13 protein-coding genes are annotated in these 17,052 nt (G+C 67.8%); 2 read left to right on the top strand and 11 right to left on the bottom strand.

The window, feature by feature from the left end:
- Positions 1 to 91: 91 nt before the first annotated feature.
- A complete protein-coding gene (locus B0920_RS06385; protein ID WP_078031708.1) occupies positions 92 to 820 on the bottom strand; it encodes a FadR/GntR family transcriptional regulator in 729 nt (242 codons plus the stop codon).
- Between the two features lie 96 nt (positions 821 to 916).
- Positions 917 to 1,738, bottom strand: coding sequence for an NAD(P)-dependent oxidoreductase (locus B0920_RS06390; RefSeq protein ID WP_078031709.1), 822 nt, complete (start codon positions 1,736 to 1,738; stop codon positions 917 to 919).
- A 249-nt stretch (positions 1,739 to 1,987) separates the two neighbouring features.
- Here B0920_RS06390 and B0920_RS06395 point away from each other — a divergent pair, with 249 nt between their 5' ends.
- Positions 1,988 to 3,190: a DUF4861 family protein gene (locus B0920_RS06395; RefSeq protein ID WP_078031710.1), complete on the top strand. Its 1,203-nt coding sequence runs from the start codon at positions 1,988 to 1,990 to the stop codon at positions 3,188 to 3,190.
- Positions 3,191 to 3,267: 77 nt separating this feature from the next.
- On the opposite strand, the gene B0920_RS06400 is transcribed toward B0920_RS06395, so the two are convergent.
- Positions 3,268 to 4,347, bottom strand: a complete 1,080-nt coding sequence (locus tag B0920_RS06400) for an SGNH/GDSL hydrolase family protein (RefSeq protein ID WP_143745668.1) — start codon at positions 4,345 to 4,347, stop codon at positions 3,268 to 3,270.
- 107 nt (positions 4,348 to 4,454) lie between these two features.
- A complete protein-coding gene (locus tag B0920_RS06405) occupies positions 4,455 to 6,182 on the bottom strand; it encodes a DUF5597 domain-containing protein (RefSeq protein ID WP_229455230.1) in 1,728 nt (575 codons plus the stop codon).
- 221 nt (positions 6,183 to 6,403) lie between these two features.
- Here B0920_RS06405 and B0920_RS06410 point away from each other — a divergent pair, with 221 nt between their 5' ends.
- Positions 6,404 to 7,984 (top strand): aldehyde dehydrogenase (NADP(+)), encoded by a 1,581-nt coding sequence (locus tag B0920_RS06410; RefSeq protein ID WP_078031712.1) that lies wholly within the window; start codon positions 6,404 to 6,406, stop codon positions 7,982 to 7,984.
- A gap of 151 nt (positions 7,985 to 8,135) precedes the next feature.
- On the opposite strand, the gene B0920_RS06415 is transcribed toward B0920_RS06410, so the two are convergent.
- The 7 genes from B0920_RS06415 to B0920_RS06445 all read right to left on the bottom strand — a co-directional run bounded on the left by B0920_RS06415 (position 8,136) and on the right by B0920_RS06445 (position 16,823).
- Positions 8,136 to 9,332, bottom strand: coding sequence for a sugar ABC transporter permease (locus tag B0920_RS06415; protein WP_078031713.1), 1,197 nt, complete (start codon positions 9,330 to 9,332; stop codon positions 8,136 to 8,138).
- Between the two features lie 22 nt (positions 9,333 to 9,354).
- Entirely contained in the window at positions 9,355 to 10,905 is a 1,551-nt protein-coding gene (gene xylG / locus B0920_RS06420) for a D-xylose ABC transporter ATP-binding protein (protein ID WP_078031714.1), read from the bottom strand.
- A 128-nt stretch (positions 10,906 to 11,033) separates the two neighbouring features.
- Positions 11,034 to 11,999, bottom strand: coding sequence for a D-xylose ABC transporter substrate-binding protein (xylF, locus tag B0920_RS06425; RefSeq protein ID WP_229455570.1), 966 nt, complete (start codon positions 11,997 to 11,999; stop codon positions 11,034 to 11,036).
- A gap of 142 nt (positions 12,000 to 12,141) precedes the next feature.
- Complete coding sequence (locus B0920_RS06430) at positions 12,142 to 13,923, bottom strand: IlvD/Edd family dehydratase (RefSeq protein ID WP_078031716.1); 1,782 nt, start codon at positions 13,921 to 13,923, stop codon at positions 12,142 to 12,144.
- Entirely contained in the window at positions 13,920 to 14,801 is an 882-nt protein-coding gene (locus B0920_RS06435; RefSeq protein WP_078031717.1) for an SMP-30/gluconolactonase/LRE family protein, read from the bottom strand. Before B0920_RS06435 ends, B0920_RS06430 begins: the two co-directional genes overlap by 4 nt.
- Positions 14,798 to 15,589, bottom strand: coding sequence for an SDR family NAD(P)-dependent oxidoreductase (locus B0920_RS06440; protein ID WP_078031718.1), 792 nt, complete (start codon positions 15,587 to 15,589; stop codon positions 14,798 to 14,800). Before B0920_RS06440 ends, B0920_RS06435 begins: the two co-directional genes overlap by 4 nt.
- Positions 15,590 to 15,620: 31 nt before the next feature.
- Positions 15,621 to 16,823, bottom strand: coding sequence for a fumarylacetoacetate hydrolase family protein (locus B0920_RS06445; RefSeq protein ID WP_078031719.1), 1,203 nt, complete (start codon positions 16,821 to 16,823; stop codon positions 15,621 to 15,623).
- Positions 16,824 to 17,052: the final 229 nt, after the last annotated feature.

Raw genomic sequence — 17,052 nt, forward strand, 5'->3', positions numbered from 1 at the left:
CAGTGTGGGATGTGTCAGGACATTGCGGGGATCAGTTGTATGTCATCGTACAACTGAGCTGACCAGCTCGCAAGCAGAAATTACAGTTTTTTCAGTTGAGCATGGACTCCAGGCGGCGCTGGGCCTGCATCAGGCGTTCGCGGCTGTTGGAAAGATGGGTGCGCATCGCGGCGCGCGCGGCCTCGGCGTCCTGGCGCTCGATGGCGCGGAAGATGTCGTCGTGCTCGCGGCCTACCCGCTCGTTGAAGTCGGCCGGACGGTCCTGCTCCAGCTCGACCGTATTCAGGCGGGCGCGCGGGATGATCGCGTTGCCGAGCTGCTCGAGGATGTCGACGAAATAGCGGTTGCCGGTAGCCTGGGCGATCAACAGGTGGAAGCGCTTGTCCGCCTCCACCGCCGGCCTGCCCTCGGCCATGGCGCGCTGCATCTCGGCCAGGGTCGCGCCCAGCTCCGCCACCTGCCCGCTGCTGCGGCGCGCAGCGGCCAGGCCCGCGGTCTCGGTCTCGACGCCGATCCGCAGCTCCAGGATCGCCAGCACGTCGCGCAGGGTCAGGATCTTCTCGGCCTCGAGCCCCAGCCCGGCTTGCGCCCGTTCGAGCACGAAGGTGCCGATGCCGTGCCGGGTCTGCACCATGCCGCCCGCCTGCAGGTGCGAGATCGCCTCCCTCACCACGGTGCGGCTGACCCCGTGCTGCGCCATCATGGCCGACTCTGTCGGCAGCTTGTCGCCGGGTTTCAGGTCACCCCGGCGGATGCTGTTGCTGATGGCTTCGACCACGCCCTGGGCGAGGTTGCGGTGCTTGCGCGGCGCTGGAATCATGGTTGCTCTGATGGGTGATGACGGTCCATTATAGAGCAAATCTAGTTGTATGATGTCTTATAAGAAGACGTCTTACTGTCCCGATCGGGAGCAAGCTCAGTATTTCGGGCCGTCGAGCAGGAACTTGCCACCCTGGTAGATGGTCGTCACATCGTCCGGCGCAGGATATTCCGCGCTGTCCGGGAACAGGTGCGCGAACCTGGCCGAGCTGTCCTTCGGCTTGAAGCCCAGGTGCGCGGCCAGGCGGTTGTCCCACCACACGCTATCGTTATCGGACATGCCGTACACGATGGTGTGACCGACGCGCGGCGCGAACAGGGAGCAGCGCAGCAGTTCGGTCAGGTCGTCGTAGGACAGGAAGGTGCTCATCATGCGCTTGTTGGCCGGCTCGGGGAAGCTGGAGCCGATGCGGATGCACACCGTCTCGATGCCGAAGCGGTCGAAGTAATAGCGGGCCAGTTGCTCGCCGAAGACCTTGGACAGGCCGTAATAGCCGTCCGGCCGGGTCGGCGAGTTCGCGTCCAGCACCTCGGTCACCCGGTGGTAGCCGATCGCGTGGTTGGAGCTGGCGAACACCACGCGCCGCGTGCCGGCCTTGTGCAGCGCCTCGTACAGGTTGACCATGCCCAGGATGTTGGCCTGCATGATAGGCTCGAACGGCTGCTCGGTCGAGATGCCGCCGAAGTGCAGCACCGCGTCGACGCCCTCCAGCAGCGCGAGCACTGCCTGCTTGTCGGCAAGGTCGCACTGCACCAGTTCCTCACCCGGGCGCGCCTCGCCCAGGTCGGCGACGTCGGACAGGCGCAGCACCTCGGCCCAGGGCTTGATGCGCTCGCGCAGCACCTTGCCCAGGCCGCCCGCGGCGCCGGTCAGCAGGATGCGTTTGAAGGGCTTGCGCGGGCCGGCTTTCTCGGTCATTCAACAACTCCTCTATCGTGTTCGGATCGGCGGCGCCGGATGGAGCAGGCGCCTGGCCGCGGCCATTGCAGCGCTGGCGGCGCGCCTCGGAAGGGCGTTTTTCAGTATGCCACAGGCGTTTGCGAGGTGGCTAGCCCGGCTTGCGGGGCCGGGCCGGGCAAATTAGAATGGCCCGCCATACCCAGGCGCCGGGCGACAGGCGCCGGCGAGGACGCGCGGCCGGCAGCCGTGAACAACAATGAGGCGAGCATGAAACCGATACTCCTTGCAGCACTGTTCGCGGCCGCCGCTCCGGCAGTCGCCGCCGAGCGCCTGGTCGTCACCGTCCAGCACGAGCTCGACATCGCGCGACCTTCCGAGACCATCGCCATTCCCTGGAGCGAAGTCAACGCCGCCCTGCCCCACGCCCTGATCCAGAAGATCGCCGTCAAGGATGCAAGCGGCCGGGTGCTGCCGCACCAGGTCACGAATATCGCGCCCCAGGCCAAGGACCCTCGGAATGTCGGCCTCGCTTACGGCGAACTGCTGTTCCAGCACAGTTTCAAGCCGGGCGAGAAACGCGCCAGCTTCACGGTCGAGAGAATCGAGGGCGTCGCGCCGCTGTTCCCCACCAGGACATTCGCGCGCCAGGTGCCGGAGCGCCTCGACGATTTCGCCTGGGAGAACGACAAGCTCGCGCACCGCACCTACGGTCCTTCGCTGGCGGCTCCGGCGCCCGCCGGCGTCGACAAGGAAGTGCTGGTGACCAGCGGCCTCGATCTGTGGTTCAAGCGGGTCGACTACCCCATCGTCGACCGCTGGTACAACAAGGGCCATGACCACTACCACAAGGACGAGGGCGAAGGCATGGACATGTACAGCGTCGGCAAGTCGCGGGGCGCTGGCGGGGTCGGGGTCTGGGACGGCACGCGCCTCCATACCAGCGTGAACTATGCGGGCTGGAAGATCCTGGCCAACGGCCCGGTGCGCACGGTGTTCGAGCTCTACTATGCCGCCTGGGACGCCGCCGGGCGTCCGGTCACCGAGACCAAGCGCTTCACCGTCGACGCCGGCCAGTACCTGGACCGCATCGACAGCACTTTCGGCGCACCCGGAGACGCACCCTTGACCATCGCCGCGGGCCTGAACAGGAATCCGGTCGACAAGAGCCAGCAGCCGAAGATCGCGGTCAAGCGCGAGGGCGCGGTGCTGCTGCAATGGATCGAGCAGGCCGGCAACGGCGCCTTCGGCACCGCGGTCGTGATGCCGGGCGCCGAGGGGTTCGCGCAGGACGAGCTGAACGAATTGATACTCGCCAGGGCCACGCCGGGCAAGCCGCTGCGCTACTACGCCGGCGGCGCCTGGAGCCGCGCCGGCGAGATCACCAGCCGGGCCGACTGGGAGCGCGTGGTCGCGGAGACCGCCGCACGCGCCGCCAACCCGGTGCGCGTCAGCCTGGAGCGCCGGCAGTAAGGCCAGGCGCCGCCGGCCCGGTTACGGAGCCGATGCGGCGACGAAGGGACGGTATCGCTGCACTCAGCCCGTCAGGGCTACCAGCCGAGTTTTTGGCGAATGAAGGTGGTGAGCCTTTTGGCATTGGCCTCATGGTGCTGCACCCGTGGATGCTTGCTGTAGCCGGTGTACTCGAAGAACAGGGTATCGATGCGGCGGTCGCCACTGGCCTGCAGCGTGCGCACGGCGGCGCTCACGTAGCCGGGCCAGACGGAACCGGCCCTGGTGGCGTCCATGCTGCCGAGGGCGCAGACGATGTAGGCCTTGGGATAGAGCGCGCGGATGCGCTCGACGAAGGCCTGGTAGGCGGCCACGCGCTGGGCGTCGTCCGGCTCCGGCTGCAGCTTGTGGTCGCGCCCGATCAGCCAGGAATCGTTCTGCATCAGGTTGATCACCACCACGTCCGGGGTCCACTTCCGGAAATCCCATTTGCTGTCGTTGTCGCCGTCCGCGTTCACCTGGTCGTAGTAATCCGGCATCGTGAACGGGAACCAGCTGATCATCACGCCGATGCCGCTGCGCGAGGTCATGTGCAGCTCGGCGTTCAGCGCGCGCGCCGTGAGTGCGGCGTAGGAGCGGAAGCTGTTCTTGTCCTTGGCGAAATCGTCGTCACCGTCCGGCGGCGCCTCGTTGCCCATGCCGCTCGTGATCGAGTCGCCGAAGAACTCGATGCGCCGCTGCAGCCGCGCCGGCGGCGCCTGCAGGCGCTCGTTGTCGTCCAGTTCCAGTCCCTGGAAGACGGTCGTGCCCTCCTCGCCCTCGGTGCGCTTGGTGATCAGAAAGCGGTGCACGCCGGGCTTGAGGCCGTTCGCGACGAGGTAGGTCTTGCTGCCCTTGTCGGCCTGGATGATGGTGGGGCGCGTCAGGTCGCCGTCAAGGAAGACGTTGAAGAAGTTCTTGCCATGCTGGTCGTCGAGCTTGACGGCCAGCGAGGTGCCGGTGAAGTTGCCGGCGATCTGGGTGTTCGGCCAGGACAGCACCGGTGCGCCGGGCGCGCTGAAATCGACCCGGCCGGTGTACTGGAGGTAGGGGTTGTCGGGCGCGATGACGGTGGCGGACAGGCCGGGCTGGGACAGGAGGGCCAGGCTCAGGGCCAGGGCGGTGGAGATCGGTTTCATGCGCATGTATGGGTTGGTGGATGATAGGTATTGGATCCTGCCTGCGGCGCCAGGGTTCGCGCGGCCGCACAGACCTGCTGCGCGAACACCCCCCGGTGCCTTCAGGACTAGTCTTGATAGGTGCCGAGGCGAACCTTGAGCACGGTCGGCTGCGCGGGCAGGTTCAGGCCATAGTCGGTCTGGTCGCCGTTCCAGTTGCGCTCCATCGTCCACCTGCCCCTGGCGTCGAAACGTCCCTCCTCCACCCGCGCCCACAAGGAGGGCTTGCCGGCATTGGCGCCGTGCGGCGCGATCTTCACCCGCGCCTGCTGGCCGACGATGAGGAACTCGTCGTCGCCCAGTTGGGCGATGGCCACGCCGCCACTCGGTTGATCAGTGCCCGCGGCATACTCGGACTTGTCCTTCAGCCATTCGCGCTCGCCGAACTGGAATTCGCGGAAGGACACGGTCGCCTTCGAGCCCTTCATCTCGACCGTCTGCGGCGCCCGGTCGTCGCCTTCGGCCACCCCATAGGTGCGACCCTCCAGCGCCCAGCGCGCCCACTGGCGCTGCATCGGCGCGAACACGCCGAAGACTCTGGCGAAGGGCTCGACCATGCGGCGGTCGGTGTACTTCGAGCCGAGCGGATAATTGCTGTAGTCGGCATAGTCGATGCCGAAGGGTGCGATGCCGATCGCGCCCATGCCCAGCGCCTGGTAGACGTAACGCGCATAGCCGGCCGCATTGCCCATCTCAGGGATCATCAGCGCATTGTCCGGGCGCTGGAACTGCCTGAGGATGGCCGTCACCTTGCTGGACTCGGGCTTGTAGATGTCCGGGCCGGCGAAGTCGATGTGGGGTGCCGCCGCCTTGTAGATGTCGAGCACGTCGTAGGTCGGGCCGCCGCTGGCGAAATTCGCCTTCCAGGGCTGGGGCGGCTGCGGGAAGGGATCGCGCAGCGCGTTGTTGACGAACATCGGCAGGTCGTAGACGGCTCGGCCGGCCTTCGCGATCTCCTCGATATAGCTGGCGATGGCCCAGGAATGGAAGTACTGCTCGGCGTAGTCGCCATAGACTTCGCGCCAGCTCCCCTTGGCCGCGCCGGGCACGGGCGCCTTCTGGCGCCCCAGCACGGCGTCCGGCACCGGCTGCGCGAAGGCGGCCTGCGCACGCGGCCCGTAGTCGCGCACCAGGCCGTAGGTGCCGACCTCGTTCTCGACCTGCACCATCAGCACCGTGCGCTCTTTGGCGTCGATCCGGCGGATGTGCTCCATCAGGGCCACGAAGGCCTTGCGGTCGGCCGCCAGGGTCGCTTCCCCGAAGGGCGAATGCGAGTAGCTGGTCTTGCCGTCCTTGTCGATCATGCGCGGAAAGCGCCGGTTGTCGAACTTGACCCATTCCGGGAGGTAGCCGGGGCCGGTGTTCTTCCAGGTGCCGAACCAGACGATCACGAGGCGCATCCCGTTGTCACGCGCACCCTTGACCAGGACGTCGACGAAGCTGAAGTCGAACTTTCCCTCCTGGGGCTCGATCTGCTCCCAGGCCACCGGCATCTCGAGCGTGTTTGCCCGCGCATCCTTCAGCGCGGCCCAGACCTTGGGCAGGGCCGCCGGGTAGTTGCTGGAGTTATGGGCCTGTCCCGCCAGCATCAGGAAGGGCTGGCCGTCGACCAGCAGCGCGTGGCGGCCGTCCTTGGCGACGATGCGCGGCAAGTCTCCCGGTGCGGCGGCCAAGTTGGCGCTCGTGGACAGGGTCAGGGCCAGGGCGGCCAGGCGCTGCATGAGGCCTTTGGCCTGGCGGGAGCCGGACGCGGACGGCGCGGCCGCGGCGGCGAAACGGGGATTCGGGACGGGCATGGGTCTCCTGAGCTGCGCTCTTGACGGCGTACCGGGCGATCCTAAACCCGCCATGTTTGATTTGCAAGAAATATGTTCGCGCTAACAAACACCTCAACCGGGGCGGCTGAGCTTAGGACCCTGCCCGGTCCGCCCCAAGCAGGAACCGTGGCTATTTGCTATGATAGCGCCCAACAATCCAGCTCCGCCCCCACCTCAACGATTACCTGCAAGGAGTATCCATGACCATCAACGGAGACATGATCATCGGCCGCCGTGTCGTGCGCGGCAGCGCCGGCAGCGTCCAGAGCTACGACCCCGCGCGCGGCGTCGCGCTCGAGCCGGCCTTCGGCGGCGCCAGCGCCGAGCAGCTGGCGCAAGCCTGCGAACTGGCCGAGGGCGCGTTCGATGCCTACCGTGCGATCGGTCTGGAGCAGCGCGCCCGCTTCCTCGAGACGATCGCCGAGCGCATCATGGAGATCGGCCCGGCGCTGATCGAGCGCGCCGGCCAGGAGAGCGGCCTGCCGGCGGCGCGCCTCGAAGGTGAGCGTGGCCGCACGGTGAACCAGTTGCGCCTGTTCGCCAAGGTGGTGCGCGACGGCCGCTTCCTCGATGCGACCCTGGACTCGGCCCTGCCCGAGCGCACCCCGCCGCGCCCCGACCTGCGCATGCGCAAGATTCCCCTCGGCCCGGTCGCCGTCTTCGGCGCCAGCAACTTCCCGCTGGCCTTCTCGGTGGCGGGCGGCGACACCGCGTCGGCGCTGGCGGCGGGCTGCCCGGTCGTGGTCAAGGCCCACAACGCCCACCTCGGCACTTCGGAGCTGGTGGCGCGCGCCGTGCACCAGGCTGCGCTCGACTGCGACATGCCGGAAGGCGTGTTCTCGATGGTGGTCGGCGAAGGCAACCAGATCGGCCAGGACCTGGTCAGCCACCCGGCGATCCGCGCGGTCGGCTTCACCGGTTCGCGCCAGGGCGGCCTGGCGCTGGTGCGCATCGCCAACGGCCGCGAGGAGCCGATTCCGGTGTATGCGGAGATGAGCAGCATTAACCCGCTGTTCCTGCTGCCGGGCGCCCTCAAGGCCGGCGGCGCAAAGCTGGCTTCCGGCTTCGTGGATTCGCTGACCCTGGGCGTGGGCCAGTTCTGCACCAATCCCGGCCTGGTGATCGGCCTCGCCGGCCCGGACCTTGACGCCTTCCGCGCCGCCACGGTCGAAGCGCTGCAGCTCAAGACCGCCGGCACCATGCTCACCGCCGGCATCCACCAGGCTTACCAGAGCGCCGTCGAGCGCCGCTCGGGCCTGAGCGGGGTGGAACTCGTCGCCCACGGCAGCCCGGAAGGCAAAGGCTGCGCCGCGCGCGCCGCCTTCTACCAGTGCGACGCGGCGACCTACCTGGCCACGCCGGCGCTGGAAGAAGAAATCTTCGGGCCGACCTCGGTGCTGGTGGTGTGCCGCGACGAAGCCGAGGTGCTGGCGGTGGCGCGTCACCTGGAGGGCCAGCTGACCGCGACCGTGCACGCCACCGAGGCGGACCACGGCATCGCCGGATCGCTGATTCCGCTGCTGGAGCGCAAGGTCGGCCGCATCCTGTTCAACGGCTTCCCGACCGGGGTCGAAGTGGCCTACGCCATGGTGCACGGCGGGCCCTACCCGGCGACCTCGGACAGCCGCAGCACTTCGGTGGGCGCGACCGCGATCGAGCGCTTCCTGCGTCCGGTGTGCTATCAGGACGTGCCTGAGGGGCTGCTGCCACAGGAACTGCGCAACGAGAACACGCTGGGCGTGCCGCGCCTGGTGGATGGGCAGCTGAAGCTGCCGGCGTGATCGTCTCGCTCTCAACACACCGCTAACCTAAAAGCGTCGTCCCCGCGAAGGCGGGGACCCAAGTTCTCTTAGCGCCGTCGTAATGCTTGAAAACTTGGGTCCCCGCCTCCGCGGGGACGACGTTAGTGGTGGAGTGGGATTTGCGTGACGCTTACCTACGCCCCGTCCTGGTCGCCACATCAAGCCACACGGCCAGGGTCAGGATCAATCCCTTGACGATCATCTGCCAGTAAGTGTCGACATCCAGCATCGACATGCCGTTGTCCAGACTGGCCATCACCAGCGCCCCCACCAGCGCGCCATGCACCGTTCCGGCGCCGCCACGCATCGAAGTCCCGCCGATGAAGCAGGCGGCGATCACGTCCAGCTCACCCGAGACGCCCGCCGAGGGCGAGCCTGCAGCCAGGCGCGCGGTATTGATCAGGCCCGCCAGCGCGCACATCAGGCCCATGAGGCCGAAGATCCACAGCTTGACCGCCTTGACGTTGATGCCCGACAGCCGCGTCGCCTCCATATTGCTGCCGACCGCGTAGATGCGGCGTCCGAACACGGTCTGCTTCGCGATGTAGCTGAACACCCCCAGCAGCACCAGCAGGATCAGCACCGGCAGCGGAATCCCTTCGTAGCTGTTGAAGGTCGAGATCAGGCCCGCCAGGACGACGCCCACCAGGGCCACACGGAACACCGAGCGCCACAGGGCGATCACCGGCAGGTTGTGGCGCGCCTGGTTGACGCGCTGGCGCCAGGCCAGCACGCAGGCCAGCGCGAACAAGACCAGGCCCAGCGCCACGCCAAAGGAGGCCGGCAGGTAGGCCTGGCCCAGCTGTTCCATCTCTGGCGAGACCGGCGCGATGGTGGCGCCGTCGGTCAGCCCCAGCACCACGCCCCGGTAGGCCAGCATGCCCCCGAGGCCGACAATGAACGAGGGTATCCCCGCATAGGCCGTCAGGAAGCCGTTGAGCAGGCCGAACACCAGCCCCGCACCGAGCACCACCGCGATCGAGAGCGGCAAGGGCATGCCATGGGTGACGTCGAGCACCGCCGCCAGCCCGCCGAGCAGGCCGAGGAGCGAGCCGACCGAGAGATCGATCTCGCCCGCGATGATGACGAACACCATGCCGCAGGCCAGGATGCCGGTGATCGACATCTGGCGCATCAGGTTCGACAGGTTGCGCGCCGAGGTGAAGCCGCCGTCGGTCTTCCAGCTGAAGAAGGCCCAGATCAGCGCGATCGCCACCAGCAGGGCGAGGATCTTGTACTGGGTGAAGATCTGCTTGAGATTGATGCCGCCGCCCGCGGCCGGGCGGCCCGCTGCCTGTCGCGGCGCCTGGAGGGTGTCGATGTTCATGTTTGTGCTTGCCTAATCAAAGTTAAACGGCCGCGCCGGCGGCCAGGCTGTCGGACTGCCCGAGCGCCGCGGCCAGCACCATTTCCTGGGTCAGGTGCTGGTTGACGAATTCGCCGCGCAGGCGGCCTTCGCCCATCACCAGCACGCGGTCGGACACGCCCAGCACCTCGGCCAGTTCGGACGAGACCATGATGATGGCGATGCCCTGGGCGGCCAGTTCCAGCATCAGCTTGTAGATCTCGAACTTGGCGCCGACGTCGACCCCGCGCGTGGGCTCGTCCAGGATCAGCACCTTGGGCTTGGTGAGCAGCATCTTGGCCAGCACCGCCTTCTGCTGGTTGCCGCCGGAAAGCGCGGTGATCGGCAGCGCCGGGCTGGCGGTCTTGAGGGCCAGGCGCCGGATCTGGTCGGCGATCTCGCGCGCCTCCTCGCCCTCGTCGATGCGGGACAAATGAGAGAAGCGGCCCAGCACCGACAAGGTGATGTTCTCGCCCACCGACAGGTCGCGTACGATGCCGTGCTGCTTGCGGTCTTCCGGCACCAGGGCGAAGCCGTGGCGGATGGCCTTGAGCGGCTCGGAGGTGTCGACCTTGCGCCCCTCGAGCCAGACTTCGCCTTCGTACTTGCCCGGGTAGGAACCGAAAAGCGCGGTTACCAGCTCGGTGCGCCCTGCCCCGACGATGCCGGCGATGCCGAGGATCTCGCCGCGCCGCAACTGGAAGGAGACGTCGTCCACCTTCTTGCGCTGCGGCTGGTCCGGGTCCCAGCAGCTCACATGCCGCGCTTCCATCACCACCTCGCCGACGGCATGCGGCAGCGACGGGTAGAGCTGGTTCAGCTCGCGCCCGCACATCTGGGCGATGATGCGGTCCACGCTCATCTCGGGCATCGGGGTGGTGGCAATGTGCTTGCCGTCGCGGATGACAACGATGGTGTCGCAGATCGCCGCCACCTCTTCCAGCTTGTGAGAAATGTAGACGCAGGCCACGCCCTTGGCCTTGAGGTCGCGGATGATGCCGAGCAGGACCTCGATCTCGGAGGCGGTGAGCGAGGCCGAGGGTTCGTCGAGGATCAGCAGGCGCGCGTTCTTGTTCAGGGCCTTGCCGATCTCGATCAACTGCTGGTGGCCGCCGCCGTAGTTCTTCACCGGCAGGACCACGTTCACATCCGGCAGCTTCAGTTCGCGCAGGATTTCCTCTGCACGGCGGTTCATGGCCGGGTAGTTCAGGCGGCCGCCCGGTAGGGTGAGCTCGTTCCCGAGGAAGATGTTCTCGGCCACCGAGAGCTCCGGCACGAGCATCAGCTCCTGGTGGATGATGATGATGCCGGCTTCCTCGGTCTCGCGCACCGAGCGCGCGCGCAGCGGCTGGCCGTCGAGCAGGATCTCGCCGTCCCAGGTCCCGTGCGGGTAGACCGCCGACAAGACCTTCATCAGGGTGGACTTGCCGGCGCCGTTCTCGCCGCACAGGCCGATGCATTCCCCTGGCCGGATCGCCAGGTCGATGCCGTCGAGCGCGGGCACGCCGTCGAATCGCTTCGCGATTCCCTTCATTTCAAGCAGATAGCCGGACATGGCGGACTCAATGTGATGCGTTGAAGATCAGGACGCGGCAGGAACAGCGCAAGCCGCACCCGGCTTGCGTGCCCCAGCCAGCCGGACGCCCGATGCGGGGCGTCGGCAGACGCTGATGGTTCAGGCGCTTATTTGCCGGCCAGCTGCGCCTGGGTGTAGAAGCCGTCCTTGACCAGGACGTCGACGTTCGACTTGTTCAGCAGCACCGGCTTGAGCAGCACGGTGTCGACCTGCTTGAAGTTGTTGTTCATCTTGGCATTGAAGGCGGGCTTCTCGTTGCGCACCAGTTGCACCGCCAGACGCGCGGCGCTGGAGGCGATCTCCTTGAGCGGCTTGTAGACGGTCATCGACTGGGTGCCGGCGATCACGCGGCGCACGGCGGCGAGGTCGGCGTCCTGGCCCGACACGGCCACTTTGCCGGCCAGCTTCTGCGCGGCCAGGGCCTGGATCGCGCCGCCTGCGGTGGCGTCGTTGGACGCGACCACTGCGTCGATCTTGTTGCCGTTGGCGGTCAGCGCGTTCTCGACGATGGCCATGGCTTCCGAGGCGCTCCAGTCCTTCACCCACTGCTGGCCGACGACCTTGATGTCGCCCTTGTCGACCAGGGGCTTGAGCACCTTGAGCTGGCCTTCGCGAAGCATCTTGGCGTTGTTGTCGGTCGGGGCGCCGCCCAGCAGGTAGTAGTTGCCCTTCGGCTTGAGCTGGACCAGGGACTGGGCCTGCAGCTCGCCGACGGTGGTGTTGTCGAAGGAGATGTAGGCGTCGACGTCGGCGCCGAGGATAAGGCGGTCGTAGGAAACCACCTTGATCTTGGCCTTCTTGGCTTCGCGGATGGCGTTGTTCAGCACCGTGGCGTTGTAGGGCACGATCACCAGCACGTCGACGCCGCGCGAGATCAGGTTTTCGATCTGGGCGATCTGGCGCTGCTCGCTGGCGTCGGCCGATTGCACGTACACCTTGGCGCCGAGTTTTTCGGCAGCCTGGGTGAAGTAGTCGCGGTCGCGCGTCCAGCGCTCCAGCCGCAGGTCGTCGATCGAGAAGCCGATTTTCGGATTCTTGGCATCCGCTTGCGCGGCGCCTGCGGAAAACAGCATCGCGCAGGCGAGGCCGACGGCCGTGATCATCTTGTTCATTTACGTCTCCTGTTGGTCTTCATCTTCTCCACGGCGCTGCCCTGCCGTGGGGTCTTGCTATTCTGCTCAAAAAACCGAACCCGCGCCACTGGCGCACGCCTGATCAGTGGTTATGGCGCGGCATGTCCTGCCCCACTCCCCGGTAGGCGAGCGCCATCTCCATGCAGGCGCCGGTGTGCAGCTGGCCGACGCTGGCGCGGTAGATCTCCTGCCACGGGGTCTGGCTGGCCGGGATCGGGGGCGGCGCGTCGCGGCGGCGCGCTTCCAGTTCCTCGTTCGAGAGCAGCACGTCGCAGCTGCCTGCGTTCAGGTCGACCCGCACCACGTCGCCGGTGCGCAGCAGCGCGAGATTGCCGCCCGCGGCGCTCTCGGGCGAGGCATTCAGGATCGAGGGGCTGTCCGAGGTGCCGGACTGGCGGCCGTCGCCCAGGGCCGGCAGCGCGTTGATGCCCTGGCGGATCAGGGCGTCGGGCGGCTGCATGTTGACCACCTCGGCCGAACCGGGCCAGCCGATCGGGCCGGAGCCGCGGATCACCAGCATGGTGCGCTCGTCGATGTTCAGGGAGGGATCGTTGATGCGGTGGTGGTAGTCGTCGGAACCGTCGAACACCACCACGCGGCACTCGAAGCGGTTCTCCGATCCGGGCGTGGACAGGTAGCGTTCGCGGAAGGCCGGCGAGATCACGCTGGTCTTCATGATCGCGAAATCGAACAGGTTGCCCTTCAGGACCATGAAGCCGGCGTTTTGCTTGAGCGGTTCGGCGAAGGGACGGATCATCTCGCGGTCTGCGCTCTCGCGGCCTTCCAGGTTGGCGGCCATGCTGGCGCCGGTGACGGTCGGGCGCTGCGAGCGCAGCAGGCCAGCCTGCTCCAGCTCCCACATGATGGCCGGCACGCCGCCGGCGCGGTGGAAGCGCTCGCCCAGGTATTTGCCGGCCGGCTGCATGTTGAGCAGCAGCGGCACCTCGTAGCCGTACTCCATCCAGTCCTCGGGCGTGATCTCGACGCCGGCGTGGCGCGCCATGGCCACGATGTGCGGCTGGGCGTTGCTGGAGCCGCCGATGGCGGCGTTGACCACGATGGCGTCGAGGAAGGCCTCGCGCGTCAGGATCTGCGAGGGACGCAGGTCCTCGTGCGCCATCTCGACGATGCGCCGGCCGGTTTCATAGGCCATCTGCCCGCGTTCGCGGTAAGGCGCGGGGATCGCCGAGCAGCCGGTGAGCGACATGCCCAGGGCTTCGGCGACGGCGTTCATGGTCGAGGCGGTGCCCATGGTGTTGCAATGGCCGGCAGATGGCGCCGAGGCGGTGGCGATCTTGAGGAACTTCTCTTCGTCGATGGAGCCGGCCGCCAGCAGGCGGCGGCCCTTCCAGATTGCGGCGCCCGAGCCCACCAGCTCGCCCTCGAACCAGCCGTCCAGCATCGGGCCGCCCGAGAGCACGATGGCCGGGATGTCGACGGTGGCGGCGGCCATCAGCTGCGCCGGGGTGGTCTTGTCGCAGCCGGTGGTCAGGACCACGGCGTCGATCGGGTAGCCGTGCAGGATCTCGACCAGGCCCAGGTAGGCCAGGTTGCGGTCCAGCGCCGCAGTCGGGCGGCGGCAGTTCTCGAAGATCGGGTGCAGCGGGAATTCCATAGGGATGCCGCCGGCGTCGCGGATGCCGTCGCGCACCCGCTTGGCCAGTTCGAGGTGGATGCGGTTGCAGGGCGAGATGTCGCTGCCGCTCTGGGCGATGCCGATGATCGGTTTGCCCGAGCGCAGCTCTTCCGGGGTGATCCCGTAGTTCATGAAGCGCTCGAGGTAGAGCGCGGTCATGTCGATGCGCTCAGGGTTGTCGAACCAGTCCTGGGACCGGAAGCGGCGCTTGGGGGTGTTCGCGTTCATGGAGTTCCTTGGTTCTGGAGGCGCAGCAGATGCTGCGACTGCCCGGGCGTCTCGACCCGGAAGGTGAACAGGCCGCCGGCCAGGGGCTGTTCGGCCAGCGCCTGCTCGCTCAGTCCCTTGCGCGCGGTGGTCGCGTAGACGGTGCGCAGGTCGTCGCCGCCGAAGGCCAGCTTGGTGACGTTGGCGCAGGGGAAGCGCACCTCGCCCGCCTTGCGGCCGCGCGGATCGAAGCAGTCGATGCGCCAGCCGCCGAAGGTCGCGACCCAGACGTAGCCCTGGGCGTCGACCGCCATGCCGTCCGGGTAGCCGCCGTCCGTCAGTTCGGTGAACAGGCGCTTGTTGGCGAGGCCGCCGGCGGGATCGAGGTCGAAGGCGTAAATCTTTTTCGCCAGGGTGTCGGTGTGGTAGAGGGTGAGTCCGTCGGGGCTGATGGCGGGGCCGTTGGTGATCACGTAGCCCTCGTCCATGGCGGCCACGCGGCCGTCATAGCGGTACAGCACCCCGGTGGGGGCTTCTTCCGCGTCGTCCATGGAGCCGAACCAAAGCCGCCCCTGGGCATCGACGTGGCCGTCGTTGAAGCGGTTGCCCGGCAGGTCGTCCTCGACCTTGGCCCAGGGCAGGAAGGCGCCGCCCTGCTCGTCGAAGCGGTACAGGCCATCCTCCAGCGAGCACACCATGCCGCCGTCGCTGGCCGGCACGATGAAGCTCACCTGGCCCGGCGCGTCCCAGCTGCGGCGCTGGCCGCCCTCGGGATCGCAGCGGTGCAGGCGCTTGCCCTTGATGTCCACGAACCAGACCTGGCGGCGCGCGGCGTCCCACAGGACGCCCTCGCCCAGGGTGGCGCCCACCTCCCACAGGCAGCGCGGCGCGGTGCTCATGCGCCGTACCAGCCCGCGTCGACGAAGTACTCGCGGCCGCTGCAGCGGCGCGCGTTGTTGGAGGCCAGGAACAGCGACAGCGCCGCCACGTCCTGCATCTCGACGCGCTCGCGCAGGCATTGGCCGGCCAGGATGCGCGCTTCTTCTTCCGGGGTGTGCCACAGGGCCTGCTGGCGCGGGGTGCGCACCGCGCCCGGGATCACGGAATTGACGCGGATATTGTGTTCGCCCAGGTCGCGCGCCAGGCCGCGGCTCAGGCCCTCGATGGCCGCCTTGGCGGTCATGTACAGCGACAGCTGCGAGGACGCCAGGTGCCAGGAGATCGAACCGAAATTCAGGATCACGCCGCCGCCGTCGCGGCGCATCGAACGCACCGCCGCCTGGGCGCAGAAGAACTGGTGGCGCAGGTTGACCGCCATCCGGTTTTCCCAGTACTCCGGGGTGACGTCGTCGATGCCGTGGCGATCGTCGTTGGCGGCGTTGTTGAGCAGGACGTCGATCCCGCCGGCTTCGCTCTCGATGGCGGCGAAGGTGGCGGCCAGGGCGTTGAGATCGGTCAGGTCGCAGCGCATGAAGCGCGGCGGATGGGCCGCGCCGGCGAGCGAGTCGGCGAGCTGGCGCGAAGCCTCGTCGGCGATGTCGAGGAACCACACGCGTGCGCCCTGCCCGACGAAGGCGCTCACCAGTTCGCTGCCGATGCCGGTGCCGCCGCCGGTGATGACGACCCGCTTGTCGCGCAGGTCGGGATAGGTCGCATAGACGAATGCGTCGTTCTTGTTGTCAGGCATAGTGTGCTCGCTAGTTTTGAAGAAGGGGCGCTCAGGCGCCGTGGTCGCGGGCGGCCAGCAGGCCGCGGCGCGCCAGGTTGTTGTAAAGGGCGCGCACGCCGAAGGTCCAGGGCGCGAGCTGGTCGCTGCGCTGCACGCTGTTGACCAGGGCGCCCAGCGCGGGCGTCGAGATCGTGACCCGGTCGCCGAGATGATGGGTAAAGCCGCCGCCGGCCGCGTCGCGGTCCTTGATGGGCGAGAACATCGTGCCCAAAAAGAGCATGAAGCCGTCCGGATACTGGTGATGCGCGCCGCAGGTCTGGGCCACCAGGTCGAGCGGGTCGCGGCTGATCTCGCGCATGCGGCTGCGGCCTTCGAGCTCGAAGCCGTCGTCCTCGCCCTGGATCAGCATGCGCAGTTCGAGCTGGCGCAGGGTGTCCATGCTGAACGCGCCGTCGAACAGGCGGATGAATGGGCCGATGGCGCAGGAAGCATTGTTGTCCTTGGCCTTGCCCAGCAGCAGCGCGCTGCGGCCTTCGATGTCGCGCAGGTTGACGTCGTTGCCGAGGGTGGCGCCGACCACCTCCGCGCGGCTGTTCACGGCCAGCACGATCTCGGGCTCGGGATTGTTCCATTGCGAGCTCGGATGCAGGCCGACTGCGGCGCCGAAGCCGACCGCCGACATCGGCTGCGACTTGGTGAAGACCTCGGCGTCCGGGCCGATGCCCACTTCCATGTACTGGGACCACAGGCCGCGCTCGACCAGCTCGGCCTTCAGGCGCATGGCCGAGTCGGAGCCAGGCTTGATGTCGGAAAGGTTGCCGCCGATCGTGGCCTGGAGCTGCTCGCGCAGGGCGCTGGCGCGCGCCGGCTCGCCCTTGGCCTGCTCTTCGATCACCCGTTCGAGCAGGCTGACCGCGAAGGTGACGCCGCAGGCCTTGATGGCCTGCACGTCGCAGGGGGCCAGCAGGCGCAGGCCGCCGGGTCCGGGCTGGCCGGCCAGGGCCGCGGCCAGCAGGCCCTCGACCTCGCCGAGGTCTTCGCCCTCGGCCTCGCGCACGATCGCCAGCAGCTCGGCGCTGCTGCGCTCGAACAGGTCGGCGACGGTGGGGGCATGGGCGCTGATGTCGATCACGCGCCCGCCGCGCACGGCGACCACGGCGGGGCCGTCGACCGGCGCGGGGCGCCACACGCGCCCGACCAGGAGCGCGCGTGCGGCGTCTTCGGGCAGCAGATTGGCTTGAAGTGCAGTCATGATGTCTCTCGTCTCAGGAGCGCCGCGTGACGGCGTGCGCGCTGTCCGTCGCGGCGGGCAGTCGGGCAGTGTTCATCGAAAGGAGACCCCGGCGTGACGAGGCGGACGGCGAATGGCCGGCCGGACCGGCGCGGTGGCGCGGGCTGCCGTGACGAAGCATGGCGTGTCTCCTTGTTCTTATTTTGGTGCTACCGGTGCGATCACAGCGCTGTAACGCAAAATGTTACCG

It is taken from the genome of Massilia sp. KIM, from assembly GCF_002007115.1.
In the GTDB taxonomy this organism is placed as follows: domain Bacteria; phylum Pseudomonadota; class Gammaproteobacteria; order Burkholderiales; family Burkholderiaceae_D; genus Telluria.

What these genes read in the sequence shown, in the direction of transcription:
- B0920_RS06385 (WP_078031708.1), bottom strand. Translation starts at nt 820, where the DNA reads ATGATTCCAGCGCCGCGCAAGCACCGCAACCTCGCCCAGGGCGTGGTC.
- B0920_RS06390 (WP_078031709.1), bottom strand. Translation starts at nt 1,738, where the DNA reads ATGACCGAGAAAGCCGGCCCGCGCAAGCCCTTCAAACGCATCCTGCTG.
- B0920_RS06395 (WP_078031710.1), top strand. Translation starts at nt 1,988, where the DNA reads ATGAAACCGATACTCCTTGCAGCACTGTTCGCGGCCGCCGCTCCGGCA.
- B0920_RS06400 (WP_143745668.1), bottom strand. Translation starts at nt 4,347, where the DNA reads ATGAAACCGATCTCCACCGCCCTGGCCCTGAGCCTGGCCCTCCTGTCC.
- B0920_RS06405 (WP_229455230.1), bottom strand. Translation starts at nt 6,182, where the DNA reads ATGCCCGTCCCGAATCCCCGTTTCGCCGCCGCGGCCGCGCCGTCCGCG.
- B0920_RS06410 (WP_078031712.1), top strand. Translation starts at nt 6,404, where the DNA reads ATGACCATCAACGGAGACATGATCATCGGCCGCCGTGTCGTGCGCGGC.
- B0920_RS06415 (WP_078031713.1), bottom strand. Translation starts at nt 9,332, where the DNA reads ATGAACATCGACACCCTCCAGGCGCCGCGACAGGCAGCGGGCCGCCCG.
- xylG (WP_078031714.1), bottom strand. Translation starts at nt 10,905, where the DNA reads ATGTCCGGCTATCTGCTTGAAATGAAGGGAATCGCGAAGCGATTCGAC.
- xylF (WP_229455570.1), bottom strand. Translation starts at nt 11,999, where the DNA reads ATGCTGTTTTCCGCAGGCGCCGCGCAAGCGGATGCCAAGAATCCGAAA.
- B0920_RS06430 (WP_078031716.1), bottom strand. Translation starts at nt 13,923, where the DNA reads ATGAACGCGAACACCCCCAAGCGCCGCTTCCGGTCCCAGGACTGGTTC.
- B0920_RS06435 (WP_078031717.1), bottom strand. Translation starts at nt 14,801, where the DNA reads ATGAGCACCGCGCCGCGCTGCCTGTGGGAGGTGGGCGCCACCCTGGGC.
- B0920_RS06440 (WP_078031718.1), bottom strand. Translation starts at nt 15,589, where the DNA reads ATGCCTGACAACAAGAACGACGCATTCGTCTATGCGACCTATCCCGAC.
- B0920_RS06445 (WP_078031719.1), bottom strand. Translation starts at nt 16,823, where the DNA reads ATGACTGCACTTCAAGCCAATCTGCTGCCCGAAGACGCCGCACGCGCG.